Raw genomic sequence first — 26781 nt, forward strand, 5'->3', positions numbered from 1 at the left:
TCGGTAAGCAACTCCCATGCGTCTTCTGCGGATGCTGGAATGACGGCATCATGCGCCGCCGTCATTCGGATCCAATTCTGCATCTTATCCTCCTACCGGATCTCTGTGATACAAATGCCCCTCGACAGTGACGAGCCCCGGCAAGGCCCAATGTCCGGCCGCCGCCATCCGCCGATCCGATTGCACGACATCAGAACCTGACCGTACCCTGCATTGCGACTTCGCGACCACGAGCGACGCTGCACCTTGGTACGCCGCGCTCGCATTCAAGTCATGGCAGGCCGATGTGTCTGAATAGAAATCGCAGCCCGCAAAAAAGGCGCGGACGGTCACCCCGGCGATATGAGCAGGTCGCGTCATCGCCGCCCTATATCCCCCTGCCCGCTGCTTGTGAATTCACGGAGACATAATCCTGCCGATCAGCCTGTGATCGCCACCGTTCACCGAACTTGCAAGCCGCTGTTCATCTTCCAGCTAAGCGCCGCCCGGCTATTCCATTGGCATGCCTGTCGCGGCGTGACCAACGCCGAACGGCAGACATCCAACGCTTGGGAGGATGCATATGCGCATTCATATTATCGCATTGGCCATGGCAGGCGCGCTCGCACTCACTGCCTGCGCCAGCACCAAAGAACCGGAGGTAGCAGCCGCCGCGCCGCCACCGCCACCGCCCGGCGCCGTAACCGGCAGTGTCGCCGCTGACCGCGATGGCGACGGTATCGTCGATGGCTATTATTCGGCTGACGGGATCTACCATCCTAACTTCGTACCCGCACCACCGCCACCGCCGCCCGCGCCGACGCGTCGCGGAGAACGCGGCTGATCGCCAGCCGCCGGGGGATGTTCGGTCCGAGCGTCCCCCGCCTCATCGCAATCGCGCTCGGCTTCAGTTGCAGCCTTCCGGCGCCGGCCACCGCGCCGACGGCGCGATCGGCTGCAACGTCGACCAAGGCGCGGCAGGTTGCCGCCGCGATCCGCGATCGGGCGGCCGGCCGGATCAAACGCTTCTACGCGAGCCGAGGCTTTTGGCCATTATGGGCCTCCAGCGGCACTATCGGCCCGGAGGCGGATTTGCTGCTCGAATATCTCGAAACCGCCGATCGTGACGGGTTGAAGCCCTCTTCCTATGACGCTGCCGGGCTGCGCACCCTGATCGAAAAGGCGCGCGGCGGCGATCCACAGGCAGGTGCACGCGCCGAACTCGCGCTCTCCGAAGCGTTCGCCCGCTATGTGGCGGACGTCCGCCGCGTTCGTCGCGTGAAGATCACCTATCTGGACGATGAGCTGAAGCCAAGGACGCTGGCTGCGGATACCGTGCTTCGCGCCGCCGGACTGCAGTCCTCGCTCAAGGCGTATGTCGGGACGATGGGATGGATGAGCCCCCACTATCTGCGCTTCCGCAACCTGCTCGCCAGGGCGATGGCGACGGGCAACTCCGCGGAAGCGATCCGCCGAATCCGCCTCAATCTCGATCGCGCGCGGCTTCTGCCCGGTCCGTGGACCCGGCATGTCGTCGTCGATGCCGCCTCTGCGCGACTCTGGTACTATGAAAAGGGCAAACCGCAGGGGATGATGCGGGTCGTCGTCGGAACGGCCGAGACCCCTACCCCGATGCTCGCGGGCATGGTCCGTTACGCGGTGCTCAATCCCTATTGGAACGTGCCGGTCGATCTCGCGCGCAAGCGGATCGCGCCGAAAATCCTGGCGGGAGCGTCGCCAGCTTCGATGCGCATCGAAGCCTTGTCTGACTGGAGCGCGTCGGCGCACAGGCTCGATCCGGCGGAGGTCGATTGGGATGCGGTAGCATCGGGCCGAAGGGCTGTCCGGCTGCGCCAATTGCCTGGCGGCAATAATGCTATGGGGCATATGAAGTTTATATTTCCCAATGACTTGGGGATATATCTTCACGATACGCCTGATCGCCGTCTCCTGACAAAAACCGATCGTCATTTCAGCAACGGCTGTATCCGGCTCGAAAATGCACCGGCACTGGGGAGATGGTTGTTTGGCCGCCCGATGGTCGCCGCCTCAAGGAAACCCGAGCAGGCAGCCGCCCTTCCCGCGCCGGTGCCGGTCTATCTGACCTACTTCACGGCCACGCCTACCGAGCGCGGCGTCGGATTCTTCAACGACGTTTACGGGCGGGATCATTAGCGGCAGCAGGGCTGCATAGGCGTCGCGCGCCAGCCGTCTCATCTCCGCCCGAACAGCTTTTCAATGTCACCATGACTCAGCTTGATCCAGGTCGGCCGCCCATGGTTGCACTGGCCGGAATGCGGCGTAACCTCCATCTCGCGGAGCAGCGCGTTCATCTCGGCGACGGATAGGATGCGGCCCGCGCGGACCGAGCCATGGCAGGCCATCGTGGCCGCGACATGATCGAGCCGCTCCTTTAGCGACAATGCCTGGTCATAAGCCGCAATTTCGTCGGCGAGATCGACCACCAGGCCGCGGGCATCGCCCTGGCCAAGCAGCGCCGGCGTTGCTCGGACGAGCATCGCCTTGGGACCGAAGCGCTCGAGTTCGAGGCCCATCTCGGCGAGTTCCTCGATCCGCGCCTCGAGCCGGTCGCAGCCGGATTCGTCGAGTTCGACCACCTCGGGCAGAAGCAGCGCCTGGCGCGATACGCCACCGTCGGCCATCGCCCGGCGCATCCGTTCGAGCACCAGCCGTTCGTGCGCGGCATGCTGATCGACGATCACCAGCCCGTCCTCGGCCTCGGCGACGATATAGGTCGCCGCCACCTGGCCGCGCGCCACCCCCATCGGATAAGCTTTGTGCTGGGGCGGCAGCCCGAAGGCGGTTTCTGCGCGCGCCATGGGCGGCGGGGCATAGTCGACGGCGCGATCCCAGACGCTGCCCTGCCCGCTGGCCGCCGCCGCAGCCGGGAAGGCGAAGCCGTTGGGGATGGGAGACGGCGAACCGCCGCCCATCTGCCAGTTGCCGAGCGCGCCCGCCGAAGGCCGCTGAACGCTGCGATGGCCGGCGGCATCGAGCGCCGCGCGCAACCCGCCGACGATCATGCCGCGGATCAGGCCGGGATCGCGGAAGCGCACCTCGGTCTTGGCGGGGTGGACATTGACATCGACCTGATCGCCGGGAAGATCGACGAACAGCGCCACCACTGGATGCCGATCGCGCGCGAGCATGTCCTGGTAGGCCGCCCGCACCGCACCGATCAGTAGCCGGTCCTTCACCGGTCGGCCGTTGACGAACAGGAACTGGTGGTCGGCGACGCCGCGGTGAAAGGTAGGCAGGCCGGCCACCCCGGTGAGCGACACCGCCTCGCGCCGGTAATCGACCGCGACGCTGTTCTCCGCCAGGTCACGGTCGGTGAGCGCCGCGACGCGATCGACCCGCTCCTCCTCCGCCGATACCAGGATGGCCCGCCGACCGGCATGATCGAGCGAGAAGCCGATATCAGGCCGCGCCATCGCCAGCCGTTTGACGACATCGACGCACGCGGCATATTCGGCCCGTGCCGACCGCAGGAATTTGCGCCGTGCCGGCACCTTGGCGAACAGGTCCGACACGCGGATTCGCGTCCCCGGCGGCAGTGCGGCAGGTCCCTCGCCCACGAGCACGCCATGGTCTATCCGTCGTGCCCAACCATCGGCGCCACGCACCCGGCTTTCGATCGTCAGGTCGGCGACACTGCCGATCGAGGGTAGCGCCTCTCCGCGGAAGCCCAGGGTCGTCACAGCTTCGATGGCATCATCGGGTAATTTGGACGTGGCATGCCTCTCGAGCGCAAGCGCGATCTCCGCGGGAGCCATGCCGCAGCCATTGTCGGTCACTTCGATCGAAGAAAGTCCGCCTTCCGAGAGGCTTATCGATATTCTCGTCGACCCTGCATCGATTGCGTTCTCGACAAGTTCCTTCAGCGCGCTGGCGGGTCTTTCGACCACTTCACCGGCAGCTATGCGATTCACCAGATGCTCTGGCAGGCGGCGTATTGACATAGGACAAGCTCTAGCCCAAGCGGCGCCCTTCCGCATCCCCAGATAGTGGCCAGATCCCAGTCGTCGATCAGGCGATGCGAGCGACAAGCATATCGGCCTGGAACGGGCTTAGGAAACGGACAAAAACATGTTCTTCCAGCGTTATTTCAAGTTCATGTCGCACGATATGGCGATCGATCTCGGCACTGCGAATACCGTCGTCTACGTCCGGGGCCGCGGCATCGTTCTGAACGAGCCATCGGTGGTTGCGATCGAAACGCTCAATGGCGTGAAGCGCGTGCGCGCGGTGGGCGACGATGCCAAGCTGATGATGGGCAAGACGCCCGGTTCGATCGAAGCAATCCGCCCTCTGCGCGACGGTGTCATCGCCGACATCGACGTCGCCGAGCAGATGATCAAGCACTTCATCCAGAAGGTGCATGGCCCGCGCCGCTTCCCGCGCTGGCCGGAGATCGTGATCTGCGTGCCTTCGGGCTCGACCTCGGTCGAACGCCGCGCGATCCGCGATGCCGCGTCGAACGCCGGCGCATCGCAGGTCTGGCTTATCGAGGAACCGATGGCCGCCGCGATCGGCGCGGGCATGCCGGTGACCGAGCCGATCGGCTCGATGGTCGTCGACATCGGCGGCGGTACCACCGAAGTCGCGGTGCTCTCGCTGCGCGGCCTGGCCTATACGACGTCGGTCCGCGTCGGCGGCGACAAGATGGACGAGGCGATCGGCTCCTATGTTCGTCGCAATCACAACCTGCTGATCGGCGAAGCCACCGCCGAGCGGATCAAGCAGGAAGTCGGCGTCGCCAAGATGCCGGCCGATGGCAAGGGTGCGACGATCCACATCAAGGGACGCGACCTGGTCAACGGTGTTCCCAAGGAAATCACCATCACCCAGGCGCAAATCGCCGAAGCGTTGACCGAACCGGTCTCGGCGATCGTGGAAGGCGTGCGGATCGCACTAGAGAACACTCAGCCCGAACTCGCGGCAGACATCGTCGACCAGGGCATAGTCCTGACCGGCGGCGGCGCGCTGCTCACGGGCATCGACGAGGTGCTGCGCGAGGCAACCGGGCTACCCGTCTCGATAGCCGACGATCCGCTTACCTGCGTGGCGCTCGGCACCGGACGCGCGCTGGAAGACCCGATCTTCCGCGGCGTGCTCCAAACTGCCTAAGCGGTCCTGATCGGCAATGGCGGCGCCGCGACATAGGCGTCGGGGCTTTTCCCGCCGGGTCCAATATGGCCTGTTCGCGGGCTATGTAATCGCGACCATCGGCCTGATCGTCGCGCTGGCGCTGCTAATGGTGGCGCGGTTCGATCCCCGCGCCTTTTCCACGGTGCGCGGCATCGCGATCGATGGCGGCGCACTGTTCACCGGCGTCGGCCGCGCGGCGATCCGCGGCCTGTACGACGCGGGGGACGAGATCGACGCTTATATCGATGCCGGCGGGCAGAACCGCGCGTTGAAACGCGAGCTCGCCGCCGAACGCCGGGCGATTATCGCTGCCAAGGCGATCGTGGCGGAAAATGCGCGCCTCAAGCGGCTGGCGCTGCTCACCGAGCATCTGCCCAGCCCGATGCTGGCGGCGCGCCTGATCGGATCGACGCCGAGCGGCCAGCGCCGGTTTGCGACGCTCGCCGCCGGCCGCGGCGAAGGCGTACGGCCAGGCATGGCTGTGCGCGCACCCGAGGGCCTTGTCGGCCGCGTTTTCGAAACGGGTCTCTTCGCCTCGCGCGTGCTGCTGCTTACCGATGGCGAAACCGCCGTTCCCGTTCGCATGACGAGAAACAACATCGCCGCGCTGGCAACGGGCCAGGGCGACGGCACCATGGAGATCCGCAGCCTCATCGCCGGCGGCAGGCCGTTCCGGCGCGGCGACCTCGCGGTGACGTCCGGAACAGGTGGAGTCTATGCGCCGAATGTGCCGGTTGCCGTAGTCGTCGAAGTCCATAGCGATCGCGCCATCGCCCGTCCGCTGGCCGATCCGGCGCGCGCCGATTTCGCGGTCGTCTATCCAATCTTCCAGGCGCCGGTCATGGAACCGCCGGCACAGCCGAAGCCATGAACTCCGCACGCGAGAACGTCTATGTGGTGAAGCCGCCGTTCCGGACGATCGCCGTACCGGTCGGATCGATCCTGCTCGGCTCGGCGATGGGGCTGCTGCCGGTGATCGCAACAGAGCCGTTCCTGCCGCCTTTCGGCCTCATGATGCTGCTCGCATGGCGCCTGCTCCGCCAGGAGATGTGGGCGGCGTGGGCAGGTCTGCCGCTGGGCCTCGCCGACGATCTGATCAGCGGCCATTATCTCGGTACGTCGATGATATTATGGACTATCGCGCTCCTGGTGCTCGACTGGGTCGACCACAATCTGGTCTGGCGCGACTGGTGGATGGAATGGCTGATAGCCGCGATCGGCATCGTCGCGATCGACATCGGCGCCTGGGCGGTTTCGCAGCCGCTCGATAGCCACACACCGATTACGACAGTTATACCGCAGCTAGTCGGCGCGATCCTGCTGTTCCCGGCCATCCTGCGCCTGACGGCGACGCTCGATCGATGGCGGCTCAGGCGATGAAGCGGGTTCGCATCATCAACGAGCAGAGCCAGACCTTCTCCTTCACCCGTCGGGCTTTCGTGCTGGGAGGAGCCCAGGCGACCGTCGGTGGCTTGCTCGCCGCTCGCATGGCCTGGCTCTCGGTCGCGCAGAACGAGCGCTATACCACGCTCTCGGAAAGCAATCGGGTCCAGCTGACGCTGGTGCCGCCTCGGCGTGGCTGGATCATCGACCGGGCCGGCAAGCCGATCGCGATCAATCGCACTACTTTCCGCGTCGACATCATTCCCGATCAGCTGAAGCATTCCAAGGCGGTGCTCGGCCAGCTCCAGCAGCTGCTTGCCTTGAGCGCCGACGATCTCGATCGTATCCGCGCCGATCTCGCCAAGGCGCGGGGCTATCAGCCGGTGGCGGTCGCCGAAAACATTGATTACGAGCGCTTCGCCGCGGTCAGCGTGCGTCAGTCCTCCCTGCCCGGCGTTGCGCCCGCCAGCGGCTATGGGCGCTATTATCCCGCGGGGTCGGCGGTCGCGCATCTGGTCGGCTATGTCGGCCCGGCCTCGGCTGCCGATTACGACAAGACTCATGATCCGCTATTGATTACGCCAGGGTTCAAGATCGGCAAGGAAGGTCTTGAAAGAACTATGGAAAAATGGCTCCAAGGCAAGCCTGGCGCCAAGCGGAGCGAGGTCACCGCGCATGGCAAGGTGGTCCGCGAGCTGACCACCCGGCCCGAAGTGGTAGGCAACGCCCTCCAGCTGACGATCGATGCCGGGCTACAGCGTTACGCGGCGAGCCGGCTCGGCCCCGAAAGCGCGTCCGCCGTCGTGATCGACACACATACCGGCGGCATCCTGGCGATGGCGTCCATGCCCGCCTATGACCCGAACAGCTTTTCCGACGGGATCAGCCACGCCGAGTGGGGCCAACTCTCCAACGACGACCACCTCCCGCTGACCAACAAGGTGATGCAGGGGCTCTATCCGCCCGGATCCACGGTCAAGCCGATGGTCGCGCTCGCCCTGCTCGAAGCCGGCGTCGATCCCAACCAGGCCGTGGTCTGCACCGGACGCTACCGGTTGGGCAGCAGCTATTTCCACTGCTGGCGCCATGGCGGCCACGGCAGCGTCGACATGCATCGTGCGATCGCATCGAGCTGCGACATCTATTTCTACACGATGTCGCGGCTGATCGGGATCGACCGGATCGCGGCGATGGCGCGCCAACTCGGCCTGGGCGAGGAATATGATCTGCCGATGCCGTCGCAGCGCTATGGCACGGTTCCGGATACCGAATGGAAAGCGCGGCGCTACAAGGGCGCGCGCTGGACGACCGCCGACACGCTCAATGCAACGATCGGTCAGGGCTATATGCTCGCCAATCCCCTCCAACTCGCGGTGATGGCAGCGCGGATCGCAAGCGGTGCGGCGCTCGTGCCGCGGATGATCGTCAACAAACGCTATGGCCCGCAGGGCGGCGCGCTCGACGTGTCGCCAGAGCATCTCGATCTGGTCCGCCAGGCGATGAGCGACGTGATCAACAGCGGCATGGGCACCGGCGGGTCCGGGCGCCTGAATCTGCCCGGCGGCGAGCTGATGGGCGGAAAGACCGGCACCGCGCAGGTCCGGCGCATCTCGATGGCGATGCGCCGGGCGGGGCTGACCGGCACCGAAGGGATGCCGTGGAAATATCGCGACCACGGGCTGTTCGTCGGATTCGCGCCGGTTCAGGCACCGCGTTATGCCGTGTCGGTAGTCATTGAGCATGGCCTGCATGGCGCGGCCGGCGCGCCGATCGCACGCGACCTGATCACCTATCTCTACGATCCGAAGCGCGCCGAGGACCGGCTCGCTACGCTCGAGGAGAGCTGGGGCGGGACGATCGAGGCGCGCATGGCCAGGAAGGCGGATGCCTGGGCGCATCGCAATGATCCGTCGGTGGACCAGGCTTCGCCGGTCGGCGACCCCGCCCGCGTATCGCCTCCCCCGCCTACCAGTGCGGAAGACCAGGAGCGCGACCCCGAATGAGCCGGGATTCGATCGTCCCCGCGCCGCTTCAGCACATACCCTGGAGGGTGCTCTCGCTGATCGTCGCCATCGGTTGTTTCGGTCTTGTCGTGCTTTATTCTGCGGCGGGCGGCAGCCTGACACCCTGGGCGATGTCGCAGGGCATCCGTTTCTGCATGTTCATCGGGCTTGCGGTGGTCATTTCATGGGCCGGCGAGGACCGGCTCAAACGCGCTGCGCTGCCGACCTATATGCTGCTGGTGACCCTGTTGCTGCTCGTCGAACTCTTCGGCTTCGTCGGCGGCGGCAGTCGGCGCTGGCTGGATCTGGGTTTCATCCGGCTGCAGCCTTCCGAACTGATGAAGCCGGTGATCGTGCTGGCGGTGGCGCGCTTCTACGATCTGTTGCCGGCTAGCGAGATCCGCGGCTGGAGCGCGGTCTGGCCCCCCGCGCTGCTGATCGGCGTTCCCGCCAGCCTCGTGCTTATCCAGCCGGATCTGGGTACTGCGCTGATGATCTGCGCAGGCGGGATCACCGTCGCCTTCCTCGCGGGATTGCCTATACGCTTGTTTGCGGGAGCGGGACTCACCTTGGCCGCGGCCTTTCCCATCGCACTGTCGATGATGCACGGTTACCAGCGTGACCGGATCGAGATCTTCCTGAACCCCGAAAGCGACCCGCTCGGCGCCGGCTACCACATCATCCAGTCGAAGATCGCGATCGGTTCCGGCGGCATCTTCGGCAAGGGGTTTCTCGGCGGCACCCAGAGCCACCTCGATTACCTGCCCGAGCGCCACACCGACTTCGTTTTCGCAACGATGGCCGAGGAATGGGGTCTTGTCGGCGGCGTGTTCCTGATCCTGGCATTCATGCTGGTCATCCGCTGGGGGATGCGCGTCGCCGGCCGCGCGCGTTCGCGCTTCGCCCGACTGACCGCGGCCGGGCTGGCCACGACGATCTTCTTCTATGTCGCGATCAACCTGATGATGGTGATGGGGCTCGCGCCGGTGGTGGGCATCCCGCTGCCGCTGGTGTCGTTCGGCGGATCGGCGATGATGACGGTGTTGATCTGCCTCGGGATGCTGATGGCGATAGACCGCTCATCCCGCCCCGCATGACCCGACAGCAGGAAATCGCGCCACTGCAAAATTATCGCGCCTAGGCGGTTTACATCGCGCCCGACCCGATGCTAAGGGCGCGCCTCCACGACGGGAAGCCAACACCCGACAGTCGGATATGTGGACGCATAGCTCAGTTGGTAGAGCAGCTGACTCTTAATCAGCGGGTCCTTGGTTCGAGCCCAAGTGCGTCCACCAATCCTTTCAACATTCATATTCCATGGACCGTGCGGACGCTCCGGCTAGGTGCGCCCAGTGTAGGACGAGCCTGCTTGGTTCCAGAGAGAGATTTCTGGAATGGGATAGGCTGCGGCCTAGGACAGCGCCGACGCGAGGTCCGGCAATCGGTCGCAATCCTCCGCCGCTCCGGCAGGGGTCTTCCCGTCGGCACCCGGCTGGCTGCGGAAATTGGATTGAGGACGACCCGGGATGCGCCGGCCTTGGCGAATGCTTCGACCCGTTCCTTGATCGCCGCCGCGTCGTCCCAGGCAACGATGGCATCGACCAGGCGGTCGCTCCCGCCGCTGCTCCAATCCGAAGCTTCGAAGCCGCACTGCTGGGGCACCGAGCCGCGTAGTAGAACAAAGAGACTATAGGCAATGTGATTTGGCAGTTAGGGAGGCGTCTAGCGAAGTGCTGGCGCAACGCATTGAACAGGAGAAGACAGCATGAATTTGGGGAAAATAGGTATTTGGGCATCCCTCGACGGCCCCATCGGTTTTTTCGAGAACGAAGGATCGGCCGCTCTCGGTCGAGCTACTGCGCGGCGCCTCGCCAAATTCGCGCATCGCGTGGACGCACTGGGCTACTCCGCCCTCTGGATGCCCGACGCATTTGGCCGCGATATCTTTATCACCTCCTCATTGTTGCTGGCGAACACGCAAAAGCTGATCCTCGCCACGGGCATATCGTCGATCTATTCACGCGATGCGGTAGCCTCCGCCATGGCCGCCAACGCGCTGAACGAGATGTCGGACGGCCGCTTCATCCTGGGACTCGGCGTATCGCACCCCCAGGTAGTCGAAGGGGTGCGGGGGCATGATTACTCAAAGCCCATAGCCGCCATGCGCTCCTATCTGGAAGGCATCGCGAAGGCACCCTATTACGCCGCACCGCCGGCGGAAAAGACACCCATCGTGCTGGCCGCGCTGCGGGGCAAGATGCTGGAACTGTCACGCGATGCTGCCGATGGAGCGCATAGTTTCAACGTGAACCCGGATCATACCGCGCGAGCGCGGGAAATCCTCGGTCCCGGCAAACTGCTCTGCGTGGAACAGAAGTTGATCCTAGAAACCGATCCGCAGAAGGCGCGCAGCATAGCCCGAGCGGAACTGAAATTGTATTTCGGGCTGGACAACTACCTGAACTCATGGCGGGCGATGGGGTTCACCGATGAAGAGTTTGCCAATGGCGGCTCCGACCACCTCGTCGATTCCATAGTCGCATGGGGCGACGAAGCGGCGCTCAGGAAACGGATCCAGGACCACCTCGACGCCGGCGCGGATCATGTCTGCTTCAAGGCGGTGGGACCCGACAACTGCACCGATATGCGCATCATCGAGTTGCTTGCTCCGAACCGCTGAGGCCGCAGCGAACGATCCGTGGGGACGTCCGATGTCCCTGCGAGTTAACGGCTCATTCTGGAGCGGCTAATCGTCAATGACGATTTCCGCTCCAAATTCCCAATCGTCACGGCGTGATGGAAGGCATTCAAGTGCTTTCTATCACGTCCGCGGCGAAGGCGCGATGCCTGACCCATGGCTGGCGACTGGTACCACAGCCCAACCGGCGGACCTCGTGGTCGACGTGTTGGCGTGAGCGTCGGGGGATGCGGGGGGCGCGCGACCTGCGCCTATGCCTGGCGCTGGAATGCCGTCGCGCTTCTCGCAAAGCTCGCAAGACCTTTGCCTGCGATCACCGCCGAGATCGACGCGCACGTCACGCAGACGATCGCCACACTGATGCCCAGACCGTCGGCGCGATCGGGAAAGACCCGGTCAGAGAGGGCGCCAATGATCGTCGGCCCAACGGCAAGCGATACGAGCGCATTCCAGAGCGCGAACGCGGCCGAATTGGCGCCACGCATCCGGGCGGGCGTAATGATTTGCAGCGCCGCAACACAATTGCCGAAAAATGATCCGAGCGCCAATGACTGGATCACGAGCAATGCAAGCGACAGATAGAGATTATCAACCGCGGCGTAGCCGCTCGCTGCAGCGGCGATCAGGGAGATGAAGAACACCGTCCGAAGCGGCGCATCCATCCTGCCCTGACGCTGAAGATATTCCGAAAAGGCGACACCCAACGCGGTGCCGATCGTGCAGGTGCAGAGATATAATGTACCGAGCAGACTCCCGGCTGACTGAGGCGCGATTCCGTGCACACGACCGAGATGGGCTGCGTACCAGCTGAACCCGGCGAAATAGGCAATGCCCAGCAGTCCAGAGCACATGAAGATCGGTAGGAAGCTTCTCCAGTTGCGGAGGAGGAAGCGAACCACTTCCAAAAAAGGTGCCGCATCTTTTAGATCGCTGCCGTTCCTGGGGGGCTCCTTGACGAGCAAAAGCAGCAGGACCGTGAAGAACCCGGGGATGCTGACCAGCAGGAACGCCGCCTGCCATGTAGGCAGGCCGATCGCGAGCGATGGCATTGCGCCGATCATCCTCATGACCGCGCTGCCCGACAGGAAGGCGGCGCCGATTCCCAATGTTCCTGCCATGGTGTATATCGAAAGGGCCCGAACAATGCGGTCGCGGGGAAACGCATCGATGATCATCGAGTAAGCGGCCGGAGATAGAAATGCCTCTCCCAATCCTACCACCATGCGCGCCGCGAAAAGCAGGCCAAAACTGCCGGCGAGCCCGCATAGCGCGGTTCCCACACTCCAGATCAGGATCCCGGCTACAAGAACAAGGCGGCGGCTGTATCGATCGACCAGCCAGCCCACCGGCAAGGTCGCCAGACAGAAAGCCAGCGCGAAGGCCAAGCCTTGAAGGAGCGAAATCTCGACATCGTTGATCTTGAGCTCGGCCTTGATCGTATCGATCAGCAGGGCGATGATCTGTCGATCCAGAAAGGCGACGATATACGCAACGACCAGCACAGCAAGAAGCGCCGAAGCTTGCCGCCTGGAATAAGATGGCACACCATCATGCTCATTGCGCGTGCTCAAATGCCGAGCTTCCCTAGATGCCAAGGCCCACCCATGCCGCCGCCCCAGCTTGGTCCGGGAATGGCGTTCTTTTGTCCTGGATCACTGCCGAAGCCCGGCTCCGGCAGTGATCCAGCCATCATCGCGAACCGAATTTGACGCTGGCTTGCAGCACAACCTCCCGGCCTCTGTTCACCGCGCCGATCAGATCGGACACAGTGCCTGTCGGCCGTCCGGCGACGGTTCCGGTCCCGCTTGCCTCCGACGTCCGAATGAAGAAATACTCATTTGTAAGGTTCTTGCCGAGCAGAGCAAGCTCCCAGCCTTGCCCTTCTTGGATCAGGCGAACACCAGCGTCGACTTGCCAGTAGGACGGTTGCAAACTGCCGGGGATATTGCGGCTTTCGGTAAAGAAGTTATCGGAATATGCGGCGTCGCCGGATATCGCCAGCTTGAGCGCCTGCGACAGGGGCATCTCGTAATTGGCTCCGAAGTTGACCACCCAGTCGGGGGCACGCACGACCTGCTGACCCTTGAGGTCCTGGAGCGTGAACGCGCCGCTGGCATTCTGGACCAGGTTGCATCCCTGCGCCGGGGTCTGTCCGCGATAGCACAATGCGGTGAACTTGTTGTAGCGTGACCGATTGTAAGCGAGCGCGCTGTGCAGCGACAGTCCCTCGGCCGGAGTCTTCCAGCTGAAATCGGCTTCAAGCCCTTCCGATGTCGATTTGCCGGCGTTTACCGTCTGAAGGGAAACCACACCTTGCGGGTCGGTGAAGCCTATCGACACCTGCAGGCCGGTGGTGACATAGCGATAGGCCGCGAGATTGAAGCGCAGGCTGTTGTCGAAGAGAAGTGCTTTCAATCCGCCTTCGAAGCCCTTCGTTTTTTGCTGATTATAGGAGCGGTCGAGCGCGGCAGTCGGCGCCGCGCTGAAACCGCCGGAAAGGAAGCCCTGACGGTAGCCGCCGTACAAGGTGAAGTTACGGGTTGGTCGCCACGTCAAGGTCGCTTCCGGCGAGATGTTGTGGAACGAACGCTCGCTCGGCGTCACCCGCACAGGAACATCGAAGATGCCTGGGTCGCGCCGGCCGAACACCTTCGCAGATTTGTGCTCGTGCGAATAACGCGCACCGCCGGCAAGCTCGAGCGTCTGAAGAATGTTCCAAGTGCCTTGAGCGAAGACCGAGTAGGACTCGCCTTTGACGAAGGTATCCTGCCCAATAGATGATACAGCTCCCACAAAGACATCACTAAAGGCATCTCCCTTTGTATTGGCGTAATAACCTCCCAGAGTGAAGTTTACCGGCATGTCGAAATCGGATTGGAGTCTTAGCTCCTGGCCGAAGTCACGAATATCGACGCCCGTGGCAACGATCAAGCCGTTCAGTGAAACCGTTTCGTGATAATCAAAGTTTACCTTGTAGAGACTCGTAATAGACGTCAGTGATAATTGATCTGTCGGTTTATAGCCCAGCTCAAGCGATGTAAGGATCTGATGCTGGAGGAAATCATTCTTGCCGTTTCCGAACCGATATTGGCGACTGGTTGCCACGGTGCCGGTATCCAGGTTATAAATCCTGTCATCGGGAGTGCAATCTGCCTCCGGGATGTTGAATTGGTTCACCGAACCCAGGGCGCAGAATACGAGTTGAGCATTCTGCAGGACGCCTTCATTACGAGTGCGACCGTAGTTGAATTTGAAGCGCGCATCGAATTCCGGGGTCGGCTCCCATTTGAGAGTGATCCGCCCGCCATATTCGCGATCGTAAGGCAGGTGGCCGCGAGACCGAAGTGGGTTGGACTTTGGAACCGTGTTGCGCTGGTCGCCGCCCACGCGCGAGCCGTAAAATGCTCCGCGAATGCCGAGGTTGCCGGTGATCGGGCCAGCCACGAAGCCACTGACCTTGGCTTCCCGGGCGTTAAACCCGTAGCTCGCACGAAGGCCGGCGGCGAGATCCTCGGTGGGATCGGCCGTACGGATGGAAATGATGCCACCGGGGCTGTTTTTTCCGTAGAAGAGCGCCTGGGGGCCTTTCAGGACCTCGATCTGCTGGATGTCCAGTTCGCTCATCCGTCGGACGGACACGCGCTGAACCGGCGCGCCATCGATCACGAACGATACCGCCTGCTCGACAAGGCCGCTAGTGTCTCCAGAGCCGATTCCGCGCAGCGTAATCGTCCCGCCCTGGATGCCGCCATTGCTCTCGCCGATCTGGAGCTGGGGGACGACCTTGCCCAGATCGTCAAGCTTGGTGATGCCTCTGCGGGCCAGCTCAGCTCCGCCGACAGCGGAAATCGCCAAGGGCACAGCGAGTGACGTTTCGTCGCGCTTACGCGCCGTAACGATGATGTCATCCGTCGGCGCTTCCGCCACGCCAGTCTGAGCATGGGCCGGAATGGCGATGGCGGCGAGCGTGATTATGCTACAATGTGCGAGTAATGACCGGTTCATCTACATCCCCTATCGCTGATTCAAATGTTAGTATTAGTTAATAATAATAAGGCACTGCTGAGCTATGCAACGACCTTGTATTAATAAGTTTATCGGTACATCTGATGGTTTAACTTGAACCATATTAAATAATATGGATCGGTCATACTGGATGGGCACCGCCCTTACCTTGCTCGCAGCGGACCCTACCCTTTTCTTGGATGATGTTAAGCGGGCGCCGATCTTCGCCGAGCATCGCCACGAGATCGGCCCGCGCGGGCATCTCCACGAGGATGTGCCGCGTCAACCGCTCGTAGTGCTGGACGAAGCGGGACACGTCTGCGTCCGACATCACTCCCTTTGCATCGACAGCTGCGCTGGCTCGGAGATCCCGCTCCTGTTCGATGCGCCAGTCCCGGACGATTGCGAAGCTCGGCGCAGCAAGCAGCAGCAGCAGGTCGATACGCGCGAACAGCTTCTGATACGCACCGGCCAGGGCCTCGTTGACGAAGCGGCGCCAGATGCCGTCCGGATCCTCGTCGCGCTCGAGCGCATTGACAGGTTGTGCGAGTGCCGCTGGCGGTTCCGGCCGTGCGCCGACGCACCAGCCCTCGAAGATGAGCACGTCGGTATTGGCGGCCGCCCTGCCCCAGCACGCTTTCGCAGCGCGATCGTCCGCGGCCTTGTCGAAGCGGGGAAGCGCGACGGCTCGGCCACGATCGAGACTCTCGAACAGGCTCAAGCCAAGGTCGATGTCGTGCGTGCCCGGCACACCCCTGGTGCGGAGCAGCGGGTGCACCTGCCGGGCGAGAACCTCGCGCTCCGCTCTGGTCCTGTAAAGATCATCGATCGAGAGTATCGCTGTGGAAATGCCATCATCTTCACAACCGCTTGCCAGACGGGCGGCCAGCGTGGACTTGCCGCTGCCCTGCGCCCCGCACAGGCCGATCACCAATGGCCGTCGCACGCCATCGCGCGCCAGCGTCTGGCTGATCGCCGCCAGTGCGGCATCCAGCACGCGGCGGGGCTCAGGCGACACGATTGGGTGGCTCGCGGCCAGCAAAGAAAGCTTCGAGATTGGCGGCCGCCTGCATGCCCATCGCCGTTCGCGTCTCGACGGTCGCGCTGCCCAGATGGGGCAGCAGCACCACATTCTCGAGCATCGCCAGTTCCGGGTGGATCGCGGGCTCGCGCTCGAACACGTCGAGCGCGGCGGCGGCCAGCCGGTTCGACCGGAGTGCGGCGGCGAGCGCCGCTTCGTCGACAATAGAACCTCGTGCGGTGTTGATCAGGATAGCACTCGGCTTCATGCGCGCGAGCAGGCGTTCATCGACCAGGTGGAAGGTCTCGCTGCCGCCAGGCACATGGAGCGAGAGGATATCCGCTTCTTCCGCCAGCACCTCGAGCGAAGGGGCGCGGCTTGCCGCGAGCGCCGCCTCGGTTTCGACGGGTGCCGGCCGGCGGCTATGATAGCGGATGCGCATCCCGAACGCGGCTGCGCGCGCGGCGGTGGCCTGCGCGATCCTGCCGAATCCCACCAGACCGAGCGTCTTGCCGGACACGCCCTGCCCCATCATGTGGGTCGGCCGCCACCCGGCCCACCGTCCTGCGCGCAGTTCCCGCTCGCCCTCGCCGGCGCGGCGCGCGGCCATCAGGATCAGCATCACGGCAAGATCGGCGGTGGCCTCGCTCAACGCATCGGGCGTATTGGTTACGATGATGCCCGCCCGCTCTGCCGCAGCCAGATCGATATGTTCGAAGCCGGCGCCGAAATTGGCGAGCAGACGCACCGTTGCGCCCGGCGTGGCGATCAGCTCGGCATCAAAGCGGTCGGTGATCGTCGGGCAGATCGCATCATAGCGTGTCATCGCATCGCGGAGCCCGTTCCGCGACAGGGGCGCGTCCTGTTCGTTCAGCTGCACGTCGAACTGCGCCCGTAGATGCTGCTCCACAGCGGAAGGCAGCCGCCGCGTCACGAGCAGTTGCGGCCGCCTTTTCGCGGGACCATGGGAGACGAAGTCCACGACCGGTCTCAACCCGGCTCACTGCCGAGGCGGGAGATAACCGCCGCCAGGCCGTCGGGGCCGAGATGCGCATATTGTTGCTTGAACGTAAGCGAGCCGAGCGTCTGGCGTTGAAGCGTCCTGGGGACGTTGGAATTAAGCGCGCCGCGGGCATGCTGGCAGGCCAGATTGTCCCACAGCACGACGTCTCCCATATGCCAGATATGCTCGTACACCGTCTCGGGCCGGGTGATGTGGTCGCACAGCGCGCGAATGAGCGCCCGCCCCTCCTGCTCGGCCAGATCGCCGATCATCCGCGTCGATTCCTCCATCACGTAGAGGCACAACTCGCCCATCCGCGGATGGGGGCGCGCAACGCGATGCGACCAGTGCGGCAACGTCGTATCCACGCCATAGCGATTGTCCTGCGGTCCATGGACGAACATCTGGACGGCGCGCATGTCCTGCGCTCGGTCCTTGAGATCTCCAGGTAGCGTTCGCCAGGCATCCATGATGTCGACGAATTGGGTGGACGTCTTGCCGCTATCGACCTCGATCGCGTGAAGCATTATGCCGTCGATCGGGAACTCGCAATATGCCAGATCCGAGTGAAACTTGATCTCGAGACCGCCCAGATAGCCGTCCTTGCGTACATTAGAGATGTAATGGACACCTTCTTCCATCGGGAAAACATGTCCGAACATCCCAGCCGCCTCTCTTTGCTCGGCGAGTGACATATTTTGATTACGGAATACGAGGAGGTGATTCTCCTCGTACAGCCTGCGCAGTGCATATGCGGTGTCTTCGGGAAGCCGCTGCGACAGATCGATGTCGTGAACTTCGACGCCGAAGGGCGCGAGCTTCTTCCAGTTCAAATGATAGGACATAAACTTTACTGCCTTGGAGGATGATGCTGGCGGACCCCGCACATGGCCAGGTTGGCTCGATCGATTATGCCATAGCCGCTTGTTGACGACTCTCGCCGCGAGAGGCGACAAAGGCGCGATGCTTCTTCGCGGCCTCTGCCGCAGTGGCACGCAGCATCATCAAGTCCATGACGCCGGCGTAGATATCGGCATCTTCGAAGCCGAAGGCCCCCACCGACACGACATATTTCCCGCGCGCCCGCGCCGCATCCTTCACCTTGTGCCAAGCCGGCATCAATTTCTCGGGCTCCCTGACGAGGTTGACGCCCATGTCGTTGGAAAGATCGCCAGGCCCGAAGAAGACGAACTCGATGCCCGGCACATCGAGGATCTCTTCGATATTCTCGACGCCGCGGACCGTCTCGATCAGCGGGAATATGACGACGTTCTCATCGGACTGGCACTGATGCTCCGCCCAGTCATCGAGCCCGCAATAGCCCGCGGCGTGACAGCCGTTGCACATGCCGCGGAATCCTTTGGGAGCGTAAAGGCTGGCTGAAACGGCCGTGCGGGCGTGTGCAGCGTTTTCCACCTTCGGAACGATGACGCCGTGGGCGCCAAGATCGAGCGAGGCCTGAATCAGGGTCGGTGAATTTTCAAGCACCCGCACGAGCGGGATCACTCCACCGGCCTCCGCCGCACGAATATGCCCCAGTGCGCTGGCATTGTCGTGGGGGCCGTGCTCGCAATCGATGATGACGAAGTCATATCCTGCCGCTGCAAAGACCTCCGTGGTCGCTGCATCTACCGATGTCAGGTAAACCCCCAGCGGTATGTGCCCCAGCTTGATGAGCTCGACGAACCTTGCTCGTGCTTTGACAGGCATTTCTGCTCTCCTAAAATAATCATATACGATCAGCAGCATGAACGGTGCGACAGACTGTACACGAGTACTGCAACTGTCTATCGTTATCCGGAGTTAACGACTTCCATCATGGTATCAGCATATTCAGCCGACACCTCGATCGCGCGCTTCGCCTTCGACGAAAGGCCATCCTTCAAAGATATTACCACCACGTCGGCGTGCTCTCCCGCGGTTATTGCCAGCGGGAGGGATGTTACCCCTTTTTGTCGGTGCGTGTGGGCGAGCAGGCGGTTGGCGATGATGATGATATCGGTCTGCACAGCCAACTCGACCAAGAGGTTGTAATCATCGACTTCTACGCTTGGAAGCTGCAGTCCGTAATAGTCGAAGGAAAAAGGAGCGACACTGTCCCGCAAGAAAGAACCGGAAGCGGTAGGGTATTTTGCCAGGTTCTGGGGCGTAGCGCCTTCAGCAAGAATTGGGTGTCCATCTCTGACGATCAAACCAAATGATCCAGGAGTTACGCGATGCACCTCGAAGTCGTTGGCGGCATATAGATATTCGAGCCTGCTTATCGCACAGATGCAGAAATCCAGCATACCCTGCTGAAGTTCGAGCTGAAGCGCCCGACTAGACGCGACATTGACCTCGATTTGCGTTCCCTCCGCGATCAGCTTGGGTAGCAGCCGCGGCAGCAGGGTCGCGGCAATCAGGGGGCCGACACCCATGCGCACCGGGGCCGTCCCGCCGCTGGGAACTCTACGAAGCTGGTCGTTCGCGAGGTGCGCGCGTCGGACGATATCCTCTGCGATCTTCAGAAAAGCGGCGCCGTCCTTCGTCAGCTTCGTTCCGAGCTTGGCGCGTTCAAACAGGCGCGTATCGTAGAGGGATTCGAGCGCCTGAATGCTTCGTGATATAGCAGACTGCGATACTCCCAGCGCTTCAGCGGCGGCGCTGAAGCTTCCTTCCCGCGCTACGGCAATGGCGTGGCCGAGGCCAGCAAGATCCACTTTTGCGTCCACGAGTCATGCGTAGACCGCAATTATGTGGTAGTCAATTGCATTTCTAGCATAGTTTAGAAATTCCCCCGTCATGATCGCGATGGCACGACTTGTGGCACCAAGCCTCCCCCCTCATACACCTGCCTCCGCGGGTGAGAATGCCGGGATCACCTCTCGTCCGAACAGCTCGATCATTTCGCGCAGCCGGTCATAGGGAGCGCCGTGCGCTGCGCGACCGAAGTCGCAAATTATATATTCGCAGCCTGTTTTGCGCTGGATGTCGCGGATCTGGTCGATACACTCGCCGGGGGTTCCGGCGACAAACAGATCATCCGGGAAGTCGTTCAGGCGCATCGATTTGCCGGATCTCAGGACCTCCTCGAACTCCTTGTTCTCGAACACCACGTTGTGATGAACATAGGTCTGGAACGCCTTGAGGATATCCGGAAACCACTCGTCTTCGACCTGCTGGCGCGTCTTGCCGACGCCGACCTTGCGCACGATCGCGACCGTGCCCTTGTTGCCATGCTCGGCGGCCTCGCGCTTGAACCGTGCGATCTTGGGAGTGAGCGAGGTGATCGTCTCCGTGTTGACCGCGACCCAGCCGTCGGCGATCCGTGCGGCGCGGCTGATCGCCTTCTCAACGTCGGCTCCTATCCAGATCGGCGGACCGCCCTCCTGCGTGATCGGAGGAGTGATGACGACGCCCGGCACTTTGAGATATTTACCGTCGAAATGCACAGGGCCGCCGCGCCAGGCCCGACGCAGTATCTCGACGCCCTCTTCCAGCCGCCCGACGCGTTCCTTGAAGTTGAGCCCTACGCTTTCATATTCATAGGGCCGGTAACCGAGGGCGACTGTCAGAATGAGCCGCCCGCCGGAGATTTCGTCCACCGTAGCGACCTGCTCGGCGAAATCGATCACAGGATGCGTCGCGATCAGCGTTATGTTGGTGCAGAGCTTGAGCGTCTTGGTCTTCGCGGCGAGCGCAGCGAGCACCATTAGCGGTGCCGAAGCGTCGATCACTTCAGGACTGAAGCGGTGCTGGCCGATGGTGCCGAAGTCATAGCCCAGTTCCTCAGCGAGCTGGCAGATTTCGTACGTCCGCTCGTATCGGATGCGCGTGCCGCCCTCATAATTCTCAGTCGACCGCGGGAATGCCGTCAGCGTGGGTATCGAAAAGCCAAATCGCATTGCTGCCTCCATTAATGCTGTCGCGCGCCCATGTCAGAAAGGAGCGGTCCGTAGAGTTTGGGTGCCGTCCGGGCGCTCATTCGAGATCTGGCGATCGAAGCTGATCTCCGCCAGCCACCGTCACACGATCAAGCCGAGAGCTTTCCGCAGCAGCTGTGACGGGTCGTTCATATCACGAGTGGGCTGAGTCCAGTCCTTGGTCGGGATAGGCGGCGGGCCCGAGAAAGTGGTCGCCGTCACCGGCAATACGGTTCGTTTCGCAATGCGCCACGCTCCCTCGCGTCGTGTGAAATGATCGACAAAGCGGTTAGCGATGAGCATCGACTTCTCTTCATCTTCCGGCGTCTTGCCTGCATCCAACCATGTGAGTGCGTAAGACTCGCACATCGCCTCATCCTGGCTGGAAAATTCGATGAAGACATTGCCGATCAGGTGGAACGAGAATGGTACAGCCTTATGGCGCTCGAAGATGCCCTTCAGGAGACCATCGACATCGCCTTTGTAGTAGCCGTGGTCATCGAAGGCATCGGGATGGAAGGCATCGCGGGCCGTGGCGTAATCCAGCCGGTCGACACCACGGCAATATTGATAGACCCGGTGCTGGATCTCGAGGCGATCGGCCGCTCTTTCAAGCGAGAATTGACTGGAAACATCCGCCATGCATCACTCTCCATCGGTGGTTTTTTAAACGAACAACTGGAAGAGCTGCTTCTTCAAAGTGCAGCTCCTGTTTTGGGGCGGAAACGCCAGGTTCCCCGCCGCCATTCTAAGATCAATTGTACTTTATGCATCGGCAGCGTTTGCGCAAGCCGCAACGTCGACAATTCGGAGAGACATTCAGGATTGCACCGATTGAACGGCGCGATGCCCATCGCGACGGTAATAGTCGACCATTTCCGCTATGCCGTCGCGCACACTATAATCCGGCGAGAAACCAAGTTCACGGACCGCGCGGCTGCCGTCGACATTCGGCGGAAAGGCAGAACCTGGGGGCGGAGTATAGTCCCGCGTTATGTCGGCATCCGGAACGACATCCCGGATGAGGTCGATAACCTCCTCTTCCGAGAACGCCTTCTCGGTAGGCGTGTTGAACAACCAGTGCTCCGATGGCGGTGAAAGAGTCGCCTCCACGCAGAGCTTACCCTGATCCTTGTTGTAGATCATCTGCATGCCGGTCTTTGCCCAGGACGGGAAGATCGACGGCTTGCCGAGCGCGGCGTTATAGATCACCCGATTATAATTGGCGCCCCAGCTACCTGTGAGCTTGCCGAGGCCGAAGGCGAACGCTGCCCGGACGCACCTTACATCCAGGCCGCGCCCGCGATAAATAGCGCTGATCAGCTCGCCGTAATATTTGCTGGCTCCGTACGTCGTGGTCGACGCGATCCGATAACTTTCATCGACCGGCCTGCCGTCGTAATCGGGCAGTGTCCCGACCGCGGCGATCGAACTCGTCCAGCAAACCTGGCGCACCCCGTGTTGGATGGCCAGGTCAAAGATATTCGCGGTGCCGCGGCAATTCACGTCCATTGCCTTGATCGGAGACGTGACCGACTCCGGCCCGAGATAGGCGGCCAGATGAAGGATGCTGTCGATCCTCCCATTCCGGATGACATCGGACAGATGCTCGACGTCGAGAATGTCACCAGCGACGATTTTCGCTTCCGGCGCCACCTCCATCAACATGGGCGCTGCGGTCTCACGATCTAGAACGGTCACCTGATGCCCCCGCCGAATAAATTCGGCTACCGCATACATACCGATATTGCCGCTGCCGCCGGTGACGAGAACATGGCCCATAGCATCATCCTAGAAATTGCGAGCGCGCCGATCCCCATCGCTGCAATGGTTCGCCAGAGATGAACCGCAGATCACCGGCTGGTCCGCGCACCGACACTCGGCTGCGCGGCTCTCGCAAATGTTCAACCGGCAGTCGTCAGCTCAGCGTTCGAGATAGCGGTCCAGCTCGGCCAGATAGTGCCGAATGCGGCTCTCCTGTTCGCTAAGGATGTAACCCTTGAATGCGCGGGACTCCATCCCGCGCTGCACGCCCGGCACCAATAGCGCATCCTGCTCGAGCACATAGCCCGTGTCGGCTGGATCGGTCACGCGACGCGTGGGCGGACGGACAGTGCCGTCCCAGCCTGCCTCGCCGACTGTGCCCTGGCCCAAGCTGGCGAGTTCGAGCGGGCGGAACTCCGGGTGCTTCGCCGGTGGTATCAGAGTGATCGAACGCCAGATACACTTCATCGGATCGGTGGGGTGCGGGCGAAAGATCTGGAAGTAATTGACGTCGGAGTAGGTGTTCGTCGTCACGTTGGGGAAGATGAAATAGTTGAGATCGTCAACCATTTGATCGTCGCTAAGGTTGTCGCAGTGGGTCCACCCAGCCTTCTTGGCAAGGCGGCGCTTCACCTCGATCATCGCCTTCTTATACTCATAACCCTTCAGATGGCTCCACTCCTCGGGATCACCTTCCCACTGGCGAACCATCGCCTTCTGCACCTCGTTGACGCTCTCCGTGTCGGACAGCTTGTCGGGTGAGTTGCCGAACGGCAAGATCATCCGGCTGACACCCCGGGGATACAGGTCATATTGGCAGAAATAGGTTTCCATCGCCTCGCCCAGCTCCGGATGGATCTGGTCTGCGTGGTAAAACTCTACGAACGCATCGAGGGTGGTCTTCCAGTTAGCGTCATACACATATTCGATGTCATCGAAGACGCGATAGTTCTGGAGTTGATAAGGATCGAGGTGCGACGGCAAAACGCTCAGGAAGTCGAGCAAGGGCTCGGCATTGTCATCCATGTTGATGAACACCGTGCCAGCCCAGATATCGCAGCGAACCTCGGTGAGGCCTGTCGCGCAGGCGAGGGCTTCCGGACGAAAGGTCTCCGGCTCCTTCACTTCGCGCAGTCCGCCATCCTTGGCGAACTTCCAGCCATGGAAAGCGCAGCTGAACGTGTCGCCTACCGTGCCGAAATCGTTTCTGACGATCTGGTTGCCGCGGTGAGGGCAGACATTGTAAAAAGCGCGAACCTTGCCGTCATCGCCACGGACGATAAGGAAGCTCTCCTTGCCCAGATCATATTTGAACCAATCCCCCGGATTGGGGATATCCGATTCTATGCCGGCCAGATTCCAGACCTTGGTCCACAGCTTTTCCCACTCGAGCGCAGATTCCGCCGGGTCGGTGTAGCGCCGGGGATCGATACGATCGGTGCCGTTGTCGACATATGGAGCCTTCGCCAGAATCGAGTCGGCCGGTACGCTCTCATAGGAGCGAATGCCTTCCCGGTAATCAAAGGGCTGCCTAAGCGGGCCTGTGCTTGTCACGAAACCTTCTCCCGAAAGGCGGGTAGCTCGAGCGCCCCCGGCCATGATAGCGTGGAGCATATCGCGACGCGTCCAGCCGATCAACATCAAAAACTAACTTCTGTTTGAAAAGCGGCGTACGGGACATGGTCCGACGGGATGGCGGCGCCCGCGCTAAGGTTTGGACTTGCCTTTAACCGAAGTTTCCGCTTGCTATAAAAATAACCCTTCTTAGAATAATTGTCGTTTAGCCAGGCGGGTGTCGTGTAAACCTGGAGCGGATGGAGTGAGGCTTGAACATTATGGCGGAACAAGCGCCGGGACGCGAGACGCTCCTGGAAATCTATCGCAGAGTATACCTCATCGCGCATAACGACGAGAGGATTCGCGCGAGCGCGAAGGCTGGGCGGATGAACCTGATCTACTACTCTCCGCGGGGCCAGGAAATCATTCCGGCGGCGCTGTCCGTAAGCCTGACGGACGACGACTATATCTGCACCATCTATCGCGGCATTCATGATCAACTCGCGAAAGGCGTACCCTCCAGGATCATCTGGGCGGAATATGCCGGCCGGGCCTCCGGAAGCTGCAAGGGCAAGGGCGGCCCGATGCACATCACCTACCCGGACAAGGGGGTGATGGTGACGACCGGGGTGGTTGGATCCTCCATGCCAATCGCGACGGGCCTGGCGTTGGCTTCGCAAGTCCGCGGTGAAAAACGGGTCACGATCGCCAATTTCGGCGACGGGGCGTCGAACATCGGTGCCTTCCATGAGTCGCTGAACCTGGCGGCCGTGTGGAAGCTGCCGGTGATCTTCCTCTGCCAGAACAATCGATATGCCGAGCACTCGGCTTTCGGCAAGTTTACAGGCGGCGGCAGTGTCGCAGGGCGCGCGGCGGCCTATGGCATGGCCGGTATATCGGTGGACGGTAACGATCCTGCTGCCATGTGGCGGGCGGGACGTGAGGCCGTCGAGCGGGCGCGCTCGGGCGAGGGCCCGACGTTGATCGAGGCTCATACCTTCCGATTCGAAGGCCATTTGCTCGGCGACGATTCTGCCTATATCCCCAAGGATGAGTTCCGCGACGCTCTGTCGGCCGACCCGGTGCCAGCCTTTCGCTCGAAGCTGTTGAGCGACGGAATGGCCAGCGAGGACGAGCTTGCCGCGATCGAGGCGGAAATCGCATCCGAGGTCGAGGAAGCCGAGGCGTTCGCGCTCGCGAGTCCCTGGCCCGAGCCCGCCGAACTCTTTCGCGACGTATGTGCGGAAGAGAGCCAGCCCAAGGTGAGCCTTCACCAAAAATTCGATGTTCAGGTGGACCGGGCATGAAAAAAATAAATTCGATCCAGGCGCTGAATCTCGCCCTGCGTGACGCTCTTGCCGAAGATGAGAATGTCATCGTCATCGGCGAAGATCTTGCCGATCCGGAGGGCGGCGGTGTGCTCGGCGTGACAAAGGGTCTCTCGACCGAATTCGGCGACGCGCGCGTGCGTTCAACTCCTATCTCGGAGCAGGCCATCATCGGTGCAGGCATCGGCGCAGCGCTCGCGGGAATGCGCCCCGTGACCGAGATCATGCTGATGAACTTCACCACCGTGGCGATGGACATGATCACCAATCATGCGGCGAAGCTGCGCTATATGTCTGGCGGTCAGACCAATGTTCCGATGGTGATCCGCACGATGACGGGCGCGGGCGTCGGCAACGGCGGGCAACATTCCGATTACCTTGAGGCCTGGTTTGCGCATACTCCCGGTATCAAGGTTGTTACATACTCGTCTCCCGCCGAGGCTTACGGCCTGTTGCTTTCTGCGATCTTCGACGAGGATCCGGTTCTCTTCATCGAGAATCTCGCGACCTATTTCGTCGCCGGTGAGGCACCGGAGCGTGGCAAGCTGATCCCGCTAGGCCGCGCGAATGTGACTCGCGAAGGCCATGATGTGACCGTCATCAGCTACGGCTTCATGGTCAACCAGGTGGCGGCAGCCGCCGAGCAGCTGGGCGCCGAAGGTATATCGGTCGAGGTGGTCGATCTTCGTACGATCGCTCCCTATGACGCCGCAACCGTGCTGGCGTCCGTGCGCAAGACCGGCCGTGCGGTGGTCGTACACGAGGCCGTAAGGAACTTCGGGGTTGGTGCGGAAATTGCCGCGGAAATCGCCGAACAGCTTCACGGCAGCCTGAAGGCGCCGGTGCGGCGCGTCGGCGGATCATTCAATGCCGTGCCCTTTTCCAAACCGCTCGAAACCGCGCACGTGCCGGATGTCGCGAAGATCGTCGACGCCATCCGTTCGACGCTGCCTTGATCGGAGGCGC

22 protein-coding genes and 1 tRNA gene are annotated in these 26781 nt (G+C 62.0%); 11 read left to right on the plus strand and 12 right to left on the minus strand.

What is annotated here, in order from left to right; translation table 11 throughout:
- Window positions 1-562 precede the first annotated feature (562 nt).
- The gene (locus AAC645_RS17965) at window positions 563-823 is read left to right on the plus strand and encodes a hypothetical protein (RefSeq protein WP_340317957.1); all 261 of its coding nucleotides are present in this window, start codon (window positions 563-565) and stop codon (window positions 821-823) included.
- A 17-nt stretch (window positions 824-840) separates the two neighbouring features.
- Entirely contained in the window at window positions 841-2154 is a 1314-nt protein-coding gene (locus AAC645_RS17970) for a L,D-transpeptidase scaffold domain-containing protein (RefSeq protein ID WP_340317958.1), read from the plus strand.
- Window positions 2155-2192: 38 nt separating this feature from the next.
- Here AAC645_RS17970 and mutL read toward each other — a convergent pair whose 3' ends face one another.
- Window positions 2193-3962: a DNA mismatch repair endonuclease MutL gene (gene mutL / locus AAC645_RS17975; RefSeq protein WP_340317959.1), complete on the minus strand. Its 1770-nt coding sequence runs from the start codon at window positions 3960-3962 to the stop codon at window positions 2193-2195.
- Window positions 3963-4089: 127 nt separating this feature from the next.
- Here mutL and AAC645_RS17980 point away from each other — a divergent pair, with 127 nt between their 5' ends.
- From AAC645_RS17980 to AAC645_RS18010, 7 genes are all read left to right on the plus strand, one after another.
- On the plus strand, window positions 4090-5130 hold the full coding sequence (locus AAC645_RS17980; protein ID WP_340317960.1) for a rod shape-determining protein: 1041 nt from the start codon (window positions 4090-4092) through the stop codon (window positions 5128-5130).
- 16 nt (window positions 5131-5146) lie between these two features.
- Window positions 5147-6022 (plus strand): rod shape-determining protein MreC, encoded by an 876-nt coding sequence (mreC, locus tag AAC645_RS17985; RefSeq protein WP_340317961.1) that lies wholly within the window; start codon window positions 5147-5149, stop codon window positions 6020-6022.
- On the plus strand, window positions 6019-6531 hold the full coding sequence (locus tag AAC645_RS17990; RefSeq protein WP_340317962.1) for a rod shape-determining protein MreD: 513 nt from the start codon (window positions 6019-6021) through the stop codon (window positions 6529-6531). Before mreC ends, AAC645_RS17990 begins: the two co-directional genes overlap by 4 nt.
- Window positions 6528-8537, plus strand: a complete 2010-nt coding sequence (gene mrdA / locus AAC645_RS17995; RefSeq protein WP_340317963.1) for a penicillin-binding protein 2 — start codon at window positions 6528-6530, stop codon at window positions 8535-8537. Before AAC645_RS17990 ends, mrdA begins: the two co-directional genes overlap by 4 nt.
- Complete coding sequence (gene rodA / locus AAC645_RS18000) at window positions 8534-9634, plus strand: rod shape-determining protein RodA (RefSeq protein ID WP_340317964.1); 1101 nt, start codon at window positions 8534-8536, stop codon at window positions 9632-9634. The genes mrdA and rodA overlap by 4 nt, the downstream gene beginning before the upstream one ends.
- A gap of 122 nt (window positions 9635-9756) precedes the next feature.
- Window positions 9757-9832 (plus strand) — tRNA-Lys (locus AAC645_RS18005).
- Window positions 9833-10302: 470 nt separating this feature from the next.
- Entirely contained in the window at window positions 10303-11217 is a 915-nt protein-coding gene (locus AAC645_RS18010; protein ID WP_340317965.1) for a TIGR03620 family F420-dependent LLM class oxidoreductase, read from the plus strand.
- Window positions 11218-11486: 269 nt separating this feature from the next.
- Here AAC645_RS18010 and AAC645_RS18015 read toward each other — a convergent pair whose 3' ends face one another.
- The 11 genes from AAC645_RS18015 to AAC645_RS18065 form a co-directional block, all read right to left on the minus strand.
- On the minus strand, window positions 11487-12806 hold the full coding sequence (locus tag AAC645_RS18015) for an MFS transporter (RefSeq protein ID WP_340317966.1): 1320 nt from the start codon (window positions 12804-12806) through the stop codon (window positions 11487-11489).
- 118 nt (window positions 12807-12924) lie between these two features.
- Window positions 12925-15240 carry a TonB-dependent receptor gene (locus AAC645_RS18020; RefSeq protein WP_340317967.1) on the minus strand — a complete coding sequence of 772 codons (2316 nt, stop codon included), beginning with the start codon at window positions 15238-15240 and terminating at the stop codon, window positions 12925-12927.
- A 142-nt stretch (window positions 15241-15382) separates the two neighbouring features.
- Window positions 15383-16258 carry a kinase gene (locus tag AAC645_RS18025; RefSeq protein WP_422785856.1) on the minus strand — a complete coding sequence of 292 codons (876 nt, stop codon included), beginning with the start codon at window positions 16256-16258 and terminating at the stop codon, window positions 15383-15385.
- Window positions 16248-17243, minus strand: a complete 996-nt coding sequence (locus tag AAC645_RS18030) for a 2-hydroxyacid dehydrogenase (RefSeq protein ID WP_340317968.1) — start codon at window positions 17241-17243, stop codon at window positions 16248-16250. Before AAC645_RS18030 ends, AAC645_RS18025 begins: the two co-directional genes overlap by 11 nt.
- Window positions 17244-17251: 8 nt before the next feature.
- Entirely contained in the window at window positions 17252-18109 is an 858-nt protein-coding gene (locus tag AAC645_RS18035; protein WP_340317969.1) for a TauD/TfdA dioxygenase family protein, read from the minus strand.
- A gap of 64 nt (window positions 18110-18173) precedes the next feature.
- Entirely contained in the window at window positions 18174-18974 is an 801-nt protein-coding gene (locus AAC645_RS18040; protein ID WP_340317970.1) for an HpcH/HpaI aldolase family protein, read from the minus strand.
- 83 nt (window positions 18975-19057) lie between these two features.
- On the minus strand, window positions 19058-19975 hold the full coding sequence (locus AAC645_RS18045; protein ID WP_340317971.1) for a LysR family transcriptional regulator: 918 nt from the start codon (window positions 19973-19975) through the stop codon (window positions 19058-19060).
- Window positions 19976-20086: 111 nt separating this feature from the next.
- Window positions 20087-21148 (minus strand): LLM class flavin-dependent oxidoreductase, encoded by a 1062-nt coding sequence (locus AAC645_RS18050; protein ID WP_340317972.1) that lies wholly within the window; start codon window positions 21146-21148, stop codon window positions 20087-20089.
- 120 nt (window positions 21149-21268) lie between these two features.
- On the minus strand, window positions 21269-21808 hold the full coding sequence (locus tag AAC645_RS18055) for a nuclear transport factor 2 family protein (protein ID WP_340317973.1): 540 nt from the start codon (window positions 21806-21808) through the stop codon (window positions 21269-21271).
- A 177-nt stretch (window positions 21809-21985) separates the two neighbouring features.
- On the minus strand, window positions 21986-22948 hold the full coding sequence (locus AAC645_RS18060) for an NAD-dependent epimerase/dehydratase family protein (protein ID WP_340317974.1): 963 nt from the start codon (window positions 22946-22948) through the stop codon (window positions 21986-21988).
- 141 nt (window positions 22949-23089) lie between these two features.
- Window positions 23090-24484 carry an aromatic ring-hydroxylating oxygenase subunit alpha gene (locus AAC645_RS18065; protein ID WP_340317975.1) on the minus strand — a complete coding sequence of 465 codons (1395 nt, stop codon included), beginning with the start codon at window positions 24482-24484 and terminating at the stop codon, window positions 23090-23092.
- A 281-nt stretch (window positions 24485-24765) separates the two neighbouring features.
- Here AAC645_RS18065 and AAC645_RS18070 point away from each other — a divergent pair, with 281 nt between their 5' ends.
- Both AAC645_RS18070 and AAC645_RS18075 read left to right on the plus strand, forming a co-directional pair.
- Complete coding sequence (locus AAC645_RS18070) at window positions 24766-25794, plus strand: thiamine pyrophosphate-dependent dehydrogenase E1 component subunit alpha (RefSeq protein WP_340317976.1); 1029 nt, start codon at window positions 24766-24768, stop codon at window positions 25792-25794.
- Complete coding sequence (locus AAC645_RS18075; RefSeq protein WP_340317977.1) at window positions 25791-26771, plus strand: alpha-ketoacid dehydrogenase subunit beta; 981 nt, start codon at window positions 25791-25793, stop codon at window positions 26769-26771. The genes AAC645_RS18070 and AAC645_RS18075 overlap by 4 nt, the downstream gene beginning before the upstream one ends.
- Window positions 26772-26781: the final 10 nt, after the last annotated feature.

Source organism: Rhizorhabdus argentea, assembly GCF_037861105.1.
Classification (GTDB): domain Bacteria; phylum Pseudomonadota; class Alphaproteobacteria; order Sphingomonadales; family Sphingomonadaceae; genus Rhizorhabdus; species Rhizorhabdus argentea.